Source organism: Truepera radiovictrix DSM 17093, assembly GCF_000092425.1.
Classification (GTDB): Bacteria; Deinococcota; Deinococci; order Deinococcales; family Trueperaceae; genus Truepera; species Truepera radiovictrix.
On record NC_014221.1, the window covers coordinates 1,642,721 to 1,654,688 of the forward strand.

The following is an 11,968-nucleotide window of genomic DNA, read 5'->3' on the forward strand; positions in this document are numbered from 1 at the left end:
CCCGTCAGGGGGCGCCGCGCGGCGGGTCGCCCTCGGCGGCGAGCTGCTGCAGCTCGTCGTCGGTAAAGAGCCGCGAACGGATCAAAAAGCGCACCCCTTCAGGCGCTTCGACGGAAAAGCCGCTCCCGCGCCCCTTGACGACGTCCACCGTGAGGTGGGTGTGCTTCCAGTAGGCGTACTGCGAGGCGCTCATGTAAAAGGGGGTGCCCGCGACGGTGCCCAGAAAGACGTCGGAGCCGCCCACCTTGAACTCGCCGCGGGGGTAACACATCGGCGAGGAGCCGTCGCAGCAGCCGCCCGACTGGTGAAACATCAGGGGGCCGTGAAGCGCCTCGAGCCGCCTCAAAAGCGCCGCCGCCTGCGGGGTGATGGCGACGCGCTCCAAGCGTCGGGGGGCGGTTGCACCCTCTGCACTAGCCATAGTCCTCCTTTTCGGCGTCTCGCTTACACGCGCCTAGCCGTTACGGGGTGTGTGGCCCGTAACCCACACACAGGCCACACGCCCGTAGAGGCTAGAAAAAGCCGAGCGGCTGCTCGCTATAGGAGACCAGCAGGTTCTTCGTCTGCTGGTAGTGCGCGAGCATCATCTTGTGGGTTTCGCGCCCGACGCCCGACTGCTTGTAACCGCCGAAGGCCGCGTGTGCGGGGTAGGCGTGGTAGTTGTTCACCCACACGCGCCCCGCCTGGATCCCCCGCCCCATCCGGTAGCAGGTGTTGGCGTCGCGGCTCCACACCCCGGCGCCGAGGCCGTAGAGGGTGTCGTTGGCGATCTCGAGCGCTTCGGCCTCGTCTTCGAAGGCGGTCACCGAGACGACCGGGCCGAAGATCTCCTCCTGGAAGATGCGCATCTGGTTGTGCCCCTCGAAGACGGTGGGTTCGACGTAGTAGCCCCCCTCGAGGTCGCCCTCGAGCGTCGCGCGCTCACCGCCGGCGAGCACCTTGGCGCCCTCTTGTTTGCCGATGTCGAGGTACGAGAGGATCTTCTCGAGCTGGTCGTTCGAAGCCTGCGCGCCGAGCACCGTGTTGGGGTCCAGGGGGTTGCCGGGGCGGATCTTCTCGACGCGCGCCAGCGCCCGCTCCATAAAGGCGTCGTAGATGCTCTTTTGGATGAGCGCCCGCGAGGGGCAGGTGCAGACCTCGCCCTGGTTAAGGGCGAACATCGCAAAGCCCTCCAAGCACTTGTCGAAGAAGGCGTCATCCTCGCGCATGACGTCCTCGAAAAAGATGTTCGGCGACTTGCCGCCGAGCTCCAAGGTCACCGGGATGAGGTTTTCCGAGGCGTACTGCATGATCAAGCGGCCCGTGGTGGTCTCCCCCGTAAAGGCGACCTTGCCGACGCGCGGGGAGCTCGCCAGCGGTTTGCCGGCCTCGACGCCAAAGCCCTGCACGATGTTGAGGACCCCGGCGGGGAGGAGGTCGGCGACGAGTTCGGCGACGTGCATGATGCCCACGGGCGTCTGCTCGGCGGGTTTGATGACGACGCAGTTACCCGCCGCGAGCGCCGGCGCGAGCTTCCAGGCGGCCATCAAGATGGGGAAGTTCCAGGGGATGATCTGCCCGACCACGCCGATCGGTTCGTGGAAGTGGTACGCCACGGTGTCGTCGTCGATCTGGCTGATCCCCCCCTCTTGGGCGCGAATCGCACCGGCGAAGTAGCGGAAGTGGTCGATGGCCAGGGGCAGGTCGGCCGCGAGCGCCTCGCGGATCGGTTTACCGTTGTCCCAGGTCTCGATCTTGGCGAGCGTCTCGAGGTTCTCCTCGAGGCGTTCGGCGATCTTGAGGAGCACCGCAGCGCGTTCGGCGACCGAGGTCTTGCCCCAGGCGCCCTTCGCGGCGTGCGCCGCGTCGAGGGCCCGCTCGACATCCTCGGCGGTCGAACGCGCCACTTCGCAGAACACCTGGCCGGTGATCGGGGTCGGGTTCTCGAAGTACTGGCCCTTCGCGGGGGGGACGAACTCGCCCCCGATAAAGTTGTCGTAACGCTTTTTAAAGGTGACGGGGGGGGAAACGCGGCTCTCGACATCCTGGATCATGGGGACCTCCTTCGGTCCAAAGGCGAGGACTTCTCGGGCGACCCCCTCTCCCAGGGGGCGCCGCTCGCACCTTGTTGCCGGCGTTCGTTTAGACCTTCTAGTATAGCGCCAACGCCGGGCGCGGGTGTAAGGGTCAGACCTGCAACACCACGCGGCCGCTGATCTTGCCGGCGCGCATCTCGTCGAACACCGCGTTGACGTTCTCCAGGGGTTCGGTGCGGATGTTCGCCTTGACCTTGCCCGCGCCGGCGAACTCGAGCGCCTCGTTGAGGTCGCTGCGCGTGCCGACGATCGAGCCGCGGAGCGTGATGCCTTTTAGGACGACGTCGAAGATCGGAACCGGAAAGCTCCCCGGCGGCAGCCCGTTAAAGGCGATCGTCGCGCCGCGGCGCACGGCCCCGAGGATCTGCTCGAAAGCGCGCGCCGACACAGCCGTCACGAGCGCGCCGTGCACCCCGCCGAGGTCGCGTTGAATGCGCTCGGCGGGGTCGGCGTCGCGGGCGTTAACCACGTAGTCGGCGCCGAGGCGCGACGCGAGCTCGAGCTTGTCGTCGGCGACGTCGATGGCTGCGACGTTCATCCCCATCGCTTTGGCGTACTGCACCGCCATGTGCCCGAGCCCCCCGATGCCCGAGACCGCCACCCACTGCCCGGGGCGCACCTCGGTCGCTTTGAGCCCCTTGTAGACGGTGACGCCCGCGCAGAGCACGGGGGCCGCTTCGGGGAAGTCGAGCCCGTCCGGCAAATGCCCCACGTAGTTGGGGTCGGCGAGCACGTACTCGGCGTACCCCCCGTCGACCGAGTAGCCGGCGTTTTGCTGCTGCTCGCAGAGCGTCTCGCGCCCGCTTAGGCAGAACTCGCAGCGGCCGCAGGCGCTGTAGAGCCACGGCACCCCGATGCGCTCCCCCTCGCTGATCCCCTTGACGCCCGCCCCGACGGCGGCGACGTAGCCGACCCCCTCGTGGCCGGGGATCAGCGGCAGTTTGGGTTTGACCGGCCAGTCGCCCTCGGCGGCGTGCAGGTCGGTGTGGCACACCCCCGAGGCGACGACTTTCATCACGATCTGCCCCGGCCCGGGTTCGGGCACCGGCACCTCGTCGATCGTCAGGGGTTGGTGAAAGGCGTGCACGACGGCAGCTTTCATCGTTTGGGGCATCGCGTCCTCCTTCCTAGGGGCTAGGGTGCAGCTCGCGGCCACGCCCGGCAGCGGCCGACGAGCCCGCTCGGCGCTGGCGACCTCCTCTCCGGCAAGCCCAGCCAGGAGCTCCCCAGCGAGGCCCGCTTCACGCTTTGGTGTGAGCTGAAGTGTAGCGCGGCGAGGTTGGTTTTAGGTTGGTGCGCCGAGGCGGCCGCTCGGGAGCGCGGTGTGGTGGTGTAGCTTGGCGAAGCTACACCACGGGGGCGTGTAGCGCCCGGGCGATTACACGGCCCCTCGGCCGCGCGCGGCTGGGCATACTGCGGCCTAGGAGGTGGCATGTGACGGTTGAGGTACAGGCCAAAACGCCAGAGGCGGCGCAGACGGTCTTGAGCCCAGGGGCGCTCGAGTTTTTAAGGGCGCTCCAGCGCGAGTTTGGCACCCGGCGCCGCGAGCTCTTGGCGCGGCGCGCGGCGCGGCAGCGGGCCTTTGACGCGGGGGAAGACCCCGACTTTCTCCCCGAGACGCGCGCGGTGCGAGAGGGCGACTGGCGCGTCGCGGAGGCGCCCGCTGACCTGATGGACCGCCGCGTCGAGATCACCGGCCCCGCCGAACCCAAGATGATCATCAACGCGCTCAACTCGGGCGCAAAGGTCTTCATGGCCGACTTCGAGGACGCGCTGTCGCCGACGTGGCACAACGTCTTAGCGGGGCAGCGGGCGCTCGCCGCGGCGGTGCGGCGGACGCTCGTGCACGAAGCGCAGGGCAAGACCTACCGGCTCGGGGAGGCTTTGGCGACGCTCGTGGTGCGCCCCCGCGGGTGGCACCTCGAGGAGCGGCACGTGCACGTAGACGGCGCGCCGATCTCGGCGAGCCTCTTCGACTTCGGGCTCTTCTTGTTCGGCAACGCCCACGAGCTCCTCGAGCGCGGTTCGGGCCCTTACTTCTACCTGCCCAAGCTCGAGAGCCACCTCGAGGCGCGGCTCTGGAACGACGTCTTCAACTTCGCCCAGGACTACCTAAGAATCCCGCGCGGGACGATTCGGGCGACCGTCCTGATCGAGACGCTCCCCGCCGCCTTCGAGATGGACGAGATCCTCTTCGAACTCAAAGACCACGCCGCGGGGCTTAACGCCGGGCGCTGGGACTACATCTTCTCGTTTATCAAGACCTTCCGCGCGCGCCCCGACAAGCTCTTGCCCGACCGCGCGCAGGTCACCATGACGGTGCCCTTTATGCACGCCTACACGGAGCTGCTCATTAAAACGTGCCACAAGCGCGGGGCGCACGCCATGGGCGGAATGGCGGCCTTTATCCCCAACCGCAAGGACCCCGAGGTCACCGAGCGGGCGCTCGAAAAGGTGCGCGAGGACAAACGCCGCGAGGCTAGGGCGGGGTGCGACGGCACCTGGGTCGCCCACCCCGACCTCATCCCGGTCGCCATGGCCGAGTTCGACGCGGTGCTTGGGGACGCCCCCCACCAGAAGGCGCGCGGACGCGAGGAGGTCGCGGTGCGCGCCGAGGACCTCGTCAACGCCGACGTGCCCGGGGGGGCGGTGACCGAGGCGGGGGTCAGGAACAACATCAACGTGGCGCTGCAGTACCTCAGCGCGTGGCTCTCGGGTACGGGCGCCGCCGCCATCCACAACCTCATGGAGGACGCCGCGACGGCCGAGATCTCGCGCGCGCAGCTCTGGCAGTGGCGCACGCACGGGGCGACGCTCGAGGGAGGCGAGCGGGTCTCCGAGGCGCTCTACCGGCGCCTCAAAGATGAGGAGCTGGCCAGCCTTCAAGGGGCGCACCTCGAAACGGCGGCCGAGCTGCTCGATCACCTCGTGCTAAACCCCGAGTTCGAAACCTTTTTGACCCTGCGCGCTTACGCGCACCTCGACTAGGCCCGTATCCCCCACCCCCCACGCACCTCGCGCCAGGGAGGCGCGAACGCGAAAGGAGAGCCCATGTCGCAGCCCCAAACGACCCAAGACGCCCAAACCCTAGCGAGCCTCTGGTCCACCGACCCGCGCTGGAGCGGGATCGAGCGGCCCTACAGCGCCGAGGAGGTGCTCGCCCTGCGCCCCTCGGTCAAGGTCGAGTACACCCTCGCGCGCCGCGGCGCCGAAAAGCTCTGGGACCTGCTGCACACCGAGCCCTACGTGAACACCTTCGGCGCGCTCACCGGCGCCCAGGCCGTGCAGATGGTCAAAGCGGGCCTTAAAGCCATCTACCTCTCGGGGTGGCAGGTCGCCGCCGACGCCAACCTCGCCGCCCACACCTACCCCGACCAGAGCCTCTACCCCGCCAACAGCGTCCCGGCCGTGGTGCGGCGCCTCAACAACGCCCTCATGCGCGCCGATCAGATCGACAAGCTAGAGGGCAACACCGCGACCGACTACTACGCGCCCATCGTCGCCGACGCCGAGGCGGGTTTTGGCGGCCCCCTCAACGCCTTTGAGCTGATGCGCGCGATGATCGAAGCGGGTGCCGCCGGGGTGCACTTCGAGGACCAGCTCGCGAGCGAGAAAAAGTGCGGCCACCTAGGCGGCAAGGTGCTCGTACCGACCGGCACCTTTATCCGCACGCTGGCCGCCGCGCGCCTCGCCGCGGACGTCATGGACGTGCCGACGGTGCTGATTGCCCGCACCGACGCGCACGCCGCCACGCTCCTGACTTCTGACGTCGACGAGCGCGACCACCCCTTCCTCACCGGCGAACGCACCCCCGAGGGGTACTTCTACGTCCGGCCGGGGCTCGAGGCCTCCGTCGCGCGGGCGCTCGCCTACGCCCCGTACGCCGACCTCATCTGGATGGAGACCTCGACGCCCGACCTGGAAGAAGCGCGGCGGTTCGCCGAGGCGGTCCACGAGCACTTCCCTGGCAAGGGGTTGGCCTACAACTGCTCGCCCTCGTTTAACTGGCGGCGCCACCTCGACGACGCCACCATCGCCGCGTTCCAGCGCGAGCTGGGCGCCATGGGGTACCGCTTCCAGTTCATCACCCTGGCGGGGTGGCACACCCTCAACCTGCGCACCTTCGAGCTCGCGCGTGGCTACGCCGAATCCGGTATGAGCGCCTACGTCGCGCTCCAAGAGGAGGAGTTCGCCCGCGAACGCGACGGCTACACCGCGACGCGCCACCAGCGCGAGGTCGGCACGGGTTACTTCGACCGCGTGCTGCAGACCGCCACCGCCGGGCAAGCGTCGACCGCCGCGCTGGTCGGCTCGACCGAAGCGGAGCAGTTTCACTAGCGCGCCGCTCGAGCCTTCGCCAACGCTCAAAGCCCTCGCAAGGGGGCTTTTTGGCTAGGCCACCCTCTCGGCGGGCGCGGCGCTCGGCGCGCTCGCCAGACCGCCGTGAAAGCGCAGCGCGAGCGCCTCGGGCAGCGCGAGCGTCGGGTTGGCGTGGGGGTTGAGCCAGCGCTCGGCGAGCGCCTCCTGGCCCCGCTCCACGAGGCAGCGCCCCCACACGCGGCCGAGCTGCGCCCGAAAAGCGCGCGGCAGGGTGAGCGCCTCGGCGATCACGTCCCCGGCCGTCTCACCCTGACCGAGGTCGAGCAGCAGCTCGGCCTCGAGCGCCGCGCGCCAGGCGCGCAGACCGGGGTCGGGGGGGAGGGTGCGCAGGCGGGCGAGGTAGGAGGCCGCCTCCGCCGTCTCGCGCCCGCGCAGCAACGCTTCGGTAAGCGCGAGGCGCAAGGTCACCTTGAGGTAGTCGGGGACCGCGTGCTCGAGCCCGCGCAGCACCGCGAGCGCCTGCGGCGCCGGCAGCACGAGCGCGAGGGCGCGGGCGACGTCGAGGTGGAGCGAAGCGTAGCGGTCGGCGCTCCCAGCGAGCGGCGCGACCTCGTCTAAAAGCTCGCGCAACAACCCCTCGGCGCGCTCGGTCGAACGCAGCGGGCTCTGCACCCCCCGAAAGGGTGGGCAGTAGGGGTCGCCGGTGGCCCACACGAAGTAGGCGACCGCGAGGCGGTAGCGCGTCCGGCGCGCCCGGTAGCGTGCCTCCTCGAGCCGGGTGGTCGCCGCCTCGAGGTACCCCCGGTAAAAGGTGTCGGCCGCGGCCGCGAGCTGCAGCGCCTCCCACGGCCGCGCCTGCGCCGACTCGACGACCGCCGCTTCGGACTGCACGCGCGCTTTGGTAAAGGGGTCGGGGGCCGCCGCGAGCGCCGCCGAGAACTGCGCGCGCGCCTCCGTAAAACGGCCGCTAAGGCGCAACGCGGTCCCCAAACGGGCGAGCACCCGCGCGCGCTCCTCGCTAGACACGCTGCTCCCGAGCCGCTGCAGCGCCTCCGAGATGGCGCGCACCCCCCCTACCGGGTCGCCGAGGCGGGTGCGCAGGTCCCCCTCCTGGTAGCGGGCGCGGCCGACCAAAAGCGGGTTGTGAGCGACCTGTGAAAGGCTCTCGAAGGCCTCGTCGAAGCGCCCCGCGTCCTTGGCCACGAGCCCGCGCCAGAGCCGCGCGCGGTCCTCCAAAAGGGGGGGGATGGGTAGCTTGAGCGCCCTCTGCACGTGCGCTTCGGCCTCCGCGTAGGCGCCGCGCCAGCGCGCGAGCGCCGCGCGCACGAGCAGCAGCTCGGCGGCGGCCTCACCCGAGAGCGGGGGCAGCGCCGCGATCAGCGCCGCCGCCTCGGTAAAACGCCCCTCGTCGATGCGGGCTTCGGCCATCTTGACCCGCGCCCACGCGCTCGCTTGCGGGTCGTGAGAGCTCGAAAGCCGCGCCAGCGCGCGCTGCGCCTCGGGGTGGGTGTAGTCGCCCAACACGGCGCGGTAGCGCACGACCGCAAACGCGAGCCCGATCTGCGCCTCGGGAGGCCAGCTTTGCGCCTCCTCCCACAACCCTGGCAGGAGCGCGAGGCGCGAGGGGTCTTCGTTAAGGAGCGCGACGAGCTCGTCGTAAGCGCCCGCCTCTTTGGCGTGGTAGAGCCAGCGGAAGCGGTTGGGACCGCCGCGGTAGAACGCCAACGCGCGCCGGTGCAGCTCCCTAGGGACCGCTTGGGGTAACAGCGAGCGCAGCGTCACCTTGACGAAAGCGCCCTCTAGAGGCTCGATGAGCGCCGCTTCGGCTTGCGTCAGCGCCGTCAGGGGGCGCCCCAGGAGCGTTTCGAGGAGCGCCACGGGAACCGCCGGGTCAGCCTCCGGCGAGAGCGCGGCGAGCGCCTGGAGGAGGGGTTGGAGGGCGGGGTCGCGCTGCAACCGCCCCTCGCCGCCCGCGCCCGCGCGCGAGCGCTCGAGCAGCGCGAGCCGCGACAGCTCGCCGTAGTTGAGCCCCGCGCGGTTGAGCAGGCTCTCCAACAGGTCGCTCGGAGCGCCCGGCAGCCGCTCGCTCAAAAAGCGGCGCGCTTCGCGGCGGCTCGGGGGGCGTAGCGGTTTGTACGGGAGGTGCTGCGGCGGTTCGGAGAGCGCGGCGAGGTAGGGCACCTTGAGCGCCACGAGGAACGGCTCGAGCCACGTGGTGAGCGTCACCTCGGCGCCGTCGGCGCCGCGCAGCGCGACCCCGGCGAGCGTCGCGCGCGCCTCGGCGCGCAGCAGCAGGGGGCGCTGGGCAGCGTTAAGGTGCGCCGCGAGCTCCCGCCGCAGGTGCTCTTGCAGGGCTGCGCTCTGCGCAAAGGGTTGCTGCGGCGAGAGCTGCGCGCTCAGGCGTTTGTAGCTGCCAGTGACGCCGAGGGTCTCGGCGAGGACGAAGAGCGCCGGCGAGAGGTCGCGGGCGAGGTTGAGCACCAAGCTCTCGGGGAGCGCCGCCTGCACCCCCTCGAGCAGGACGCTCTTGCCGGTCGCCGCGCCGCCGACGACGACGAGCTGCGGCCGCGCCCCCGCGCGCACCTCGCGCACGAAGCGCGCAAAGTGCAGGCGTTTGTCACGCCCCAAAAGCCGCTTTGCCCCCGCGCTGCGGAGCGCTTCGGGTTCGTCGGGCGTGGGGAGGCCCGCCTCGGCGTAGAGCTCGCGCAGGAGGTCGAAGAGCCGACGCTTCTCCTCGAACGACCCGAGGTCTTTGTAGAGAATGTTGCGGACGCTCCCCCCGCGCCCGCCGCGCGCCACCACAGCCCGCTCGAGCCAGCGCAGGCTCCCCTTTTTTCCCCAAGCGTCGCGCGTCCCCAGGCGCTCGCGGAGCGGCGCGAGCAGCGCGAGCCAAGGGGTCTCCTCGGCGGGCGCAGGGCGCTTTTGCATCTGCGTGGTCATAGCCGTATCATGGCGGCTTTGTGTAGTGACGTCCTCTGTCTACCTCGAGCGGAGTACACCGCTAGACCGCACGGCGCGTCGCTCTGGCGGCCGATGTGGTACCCAAATACTTAAAGCACCAGTACCCCTTTCTCTACTCATCCCCCCCTCCCCCTGCTTTAATAGGGCGTATGCTACGTTTGGGGTTGGAGCGTGCTCCAACCAGGGCCGACGGGATAAGGAGGAAGTTGTGACGCCAAAACAGCTTGCCAAGTTGCGTGCGCGCAACGAAGCCGACGTCCGGACCATTCGTAGGCTGCTGTGCGAATACCGCCTGACCGGCGACCGCGAGATGGCGGAGTTCGTCGAGCACTACACCCGCTCGCTCGAGCTCGACTTTGAGCTCGCCGCCGCCGAGGGGGAGCACGGGCACCTCCAGCGGATCGCCGAGGACATCGAAGCGCTGCGCGACGACACCGCCCAACGCGTCGAGCGGGCGCGGCTCGGGCGCGCGGCCAGCAGCTCACGGCCGCTCGTCTGCTGACGCCCGCCCCGTAGCCTTCACCCCTGTGCTGTGACGACACGCCCGCGGGGTTCGAGCATTAAGGCTTCGTGAAGCCCAAGATTGTAAGCTGGGCTTTACACACCTCTGCGCCCTGCTGTATACTTAGCGCAAGCTTTGAGGGTAGAGCTCCACACCCGCTGCCCCCCGGTGGAGATCCTCTCAAAGCTTCTTTTTTTGCCCGCCGTGACCAGGTCTTCGCGGGGCGCGCCGCTAAGGCACCCCTAACCGCGCTCACAGCGCCGACGCCACGGCTCAGCACGGGAGTGACACGGCGTTTTTCGGTTGCCCGCAGTTGTTGGTTACCCATCGTGCAGAGCGCCCGCGCGTCGCTGGCACCCTGTAGACGCCCCCCTCGGCTGAAACGAAACGCGAGTAGCTGGGCCCCGCCACCGGAGGAGGCGGCTACTCCTCGGCGTAACCCTGTTTGCGCGCCCACACCACCGCCTCGGCGCGCGAGTGCACCCCGAGTTTGTCTTAGATGCGCGAGATGTAGTTGCGCACGGTCTGCTCAGCCAGGTCGAACTCGGCGGCGATGCGGCGGTTGTCCCAACCGCGGGCGATGCCCACAAGCATCTCGACCTCGCGGGGGGTGAAGTCGGTCGGGGAGGGCGCCCGATCGTTGCCGTCGACGAGCTTTTGCACCACCGCCCGGCTGAAATAGGTGCCGCCCCGAGCGAGCGCCGTCAGCGCCTGGAGCAGCGCCTCGGTGGCCTCGTCTTTGAGGAGGTAGCCGTCGACCCCCGCGCTCACCATCCCGCGCACATAGGTGTCGTCGTCGTAGGCGGTGAGCACGAGCACGCGGGTGCGGGGGGCGCGGGCGCGGACCGCGGCGAGCGTCTCGAGGGGCGAGGGGCCGGGCATGCTGAGGTCCAGGAGCAGCACGTCCGGCTGCTGCGCGGCGCAGAGGCGCTGCGCCTCGAAACCGTCCGTCGCCTCACCGACGAGCTCGATGTGCGCCTCCCCGGCGAGGGTCGCTCGGATGCCGGAGCGCACGAGCGGGTGGTCGTCGGCGAGGAGCACCCGCAGCTTGCGCGGTGCAGGACTGGATGTCGGGGCGCCGTCGCCCGTTTCGCTCACGCTGACCTCCTTGCGCTACTCGCTGCCGCAGCCCGCGCCCCCGCACCCGTCGTCGTACCCGACCCGTAGTCGCCCCTCGCGGCGACGAAGCGTGGCGCTGGGCGCTCACGGTACGGTCTGTCGTCCCCGTATCCCCCGCCCACACACCACGACCCACACCACGGCGGACAACGCGCGCGTCTCGGCGTGATCCAAGCCGTGCGCGAGGCGCTGCTGCAGCGCCTCGAGTTGCGTGCAGGGCGACGCTCTTTAGCGTGCAGCCGACCAAATGATACCCACTCTCGCAAGGGGTGGCAACCGCCGCGAGGCTACGGGAGCGGGCGCACCCGCCCCTGGAGAGCGTGAAGCCGCCCATAGGCGTCGCGCACGCGCAGCCGCCCGTGGGCGTCGACCCCGTCGGCGACGCCGGTGACCTCGCCGCGCGGCGTGCTCACGCAGACCCGCCCCCCCGCGAGGAGGTCAAAGGGGGCGAAGGCGCTCGGGAGGTCGAAGTGCGCGTCGTTAAGGTGCTCTAGGCCGCGCTGCAACCCCTCGAGCACGACCGCGTGCACCGCCTCCAGGTCCCACCCACGTAACCCGACCGCCCCCGGCGGTACGGGGTTGTCGACGTTGAGGCCGACGCCTATGAGCAGGTGCCCGCGCAGCGCCTCGACGAGCAGACCGGCGAGCTTTTGGCGGCGGTAAAAGAGGTCGTTGGGCCACTTGATCTGCACCCGCGCGCCGTAGCGCGGCAGCGTCTGCGCCAGACCGAGCGCCAACACGAGCGCAGCGTACGAGGGGGGGTGGGGTGCCAGGTAGCGCACCGCGAGCGTCTGGTACGACCCTCCAGCGGCGCTCGCCCAGTCGCGCGCGCGCGACCCGCGCCCGCTCTCCTGGACGCGGGCGCGCACCACGAGCCCGTGAACCGCTTCGCCCGCCTCGAGCCGCCGGCGCAGCTCGTCTTGGGTCGAGTCGAGGCGGTCGAAGGCGAGGATGCGTAGCGCCAGCTCCTCCACAGTCTCGTCCACAGCCC

9 protein-coding genes are annotated in these 11,968 nt (G+C 69.9%); 3 read left to right on the forward strand and 6 right to left on the reverse strand.

Features of this window, described 5'->3' with window-relative positions:
* Nucleotides 1-4: 4 nt before the first annotated feature.
* From TRAD_RS07610 to adhP, 3 genes are all read right to left on the reverse strand, one after another.
* On the reverse strand, nt 5-421 hold the full coding sequence (locus TRAD_RS07610) for a DUF779 domain-containing protein (protein WP_013178024.1): 417 nt from the start codon (nt 419-421) through the stop codon (nt 5-7).
* Nucleotides 422-512: 91 nt separating this feature from the next.
* Nucleotides 513-2,033 carry an aldehyde dehydrogenase gene (adh, locus tag TRAD_RS07615; RefSeq protein WP_013178025.1) on the reverse strand — a complete coding sequence of 507 codons (1,521 nt, stop codon included), beginning with the start codon at nt 2,031-2,033 and terminating at the stop codon, nt 513-515.
* Between the two features lie 133 nt (nt 2,034-2,166).
* Complete coding sequence (adhP, locus tag TRAD_RS07620; protein ID WP_013178026.1) at nt 2,167-3,189, reverse strand: alcohol dehydrogenase AdhP; 1,023 nt, start codon at nt 3,187-3,189, stop codon at nt 2,167-2,169.
* Nucleotides 3,190-3,509: 320 nt separating this feature from the next.
* Between adhP and aceB the strand changes: the two genes are divergently transcribed.
* Together aceB and aceA are read left to right on the forward strand one after the other, a co-directional pair.
* Nucleotides 3,510-5,063, forward strand: a complete 1,554-nt coding sequence (aceB, locus tag TRAD_RS07625) for a malate synthase A (protein ID WP_013178027.1) — start codon at nt 3,510-3,512, stop codon at nt 5,061-5,063.
* A gap of 63 nt (nt 5,064-5,126) precedes the next feature.
* Nucleotides 5,127-6,413 carry an isocitrate lyase gene (aceA, locus tag TRAD_RS07630; RefSeq protein WP_013178028.1) on the forward strand — a complete coding sequence of 429 codons (1,287 nt, stop codon included), beginning with the start codon at nt 5,127-5,129 and terminating at the stop codon, nt 6,411-6,413.
* A 54-nt stretch (nt 6,414-6,467) separates the two neighbouring features.
* On the opposite strand, the gene TRAD_RS07635 is transcribed toward aceA, so the two are convergent.
* Complete coding sequence (locus TRAD_RS07635; RefSeq protein WP_013178029.1) at nt 6,468-9,335, reverse strand: tetratricopeptide repeat protein; 2,868 nt, start codon at nt 9,333-9,335, stop codon at nt 6,468-6,470.
* A gap of 229 nt (nt 9,336-9,564) precedes the next feature.
* Between TRAD_RS07635 and TRAD_RS07640 the strand changes: the two genes are divergently transcribed.
* Nucleotides 9,565-9,858, forward strand: coding sequence for a hypothetical protein (locus TRAD_RS07640; RefSeq protein WP_013178030.1), 294 nt, complete (start codon nt 9,565-9,567; stop codon nt 9,856-9,858).
* Between the two features lie 495 nt (nt 9,859-10,353).
* On the opposite strand, the gene TRAD_RS07645 is transcribed toward TRAD_RS07640, so the two are convergent.
* Both TRAD_RS07645 and TRAD_RS15205 read right to left on the reverse strand, forming a co-directional pair.
* Nucleotides 10,354-10,956: a response regulator transcription factor gene (locus tag TRAD_RS07645; RefSeq protein ID WP_013178031.1), complete on the reverse strand. Its 603-nt coding sequence runs from the start codon at nt 10,954-10,956 to the stop codon at nt 10,354-10,356.
* Nucleotides 10,957-11,264: 308 nt separating this feature from the next.
* The gene (locus tag TRAD_RS15205; RefSeq protein ID WP_013178032.1) at nt 11,265-11,963 is read right to left on the reverse strand and encodes a biotin--[acetyl-CoA-carboxylase] ligase; all 699 of its coding nucleotides are present in this window, start codon (nt 11,961-11,963) and stop codon (nt 11,265-11,267) included.
* Between the last annotated feature and the right edge of the window lie 5 nt (nt 11,964-11,968).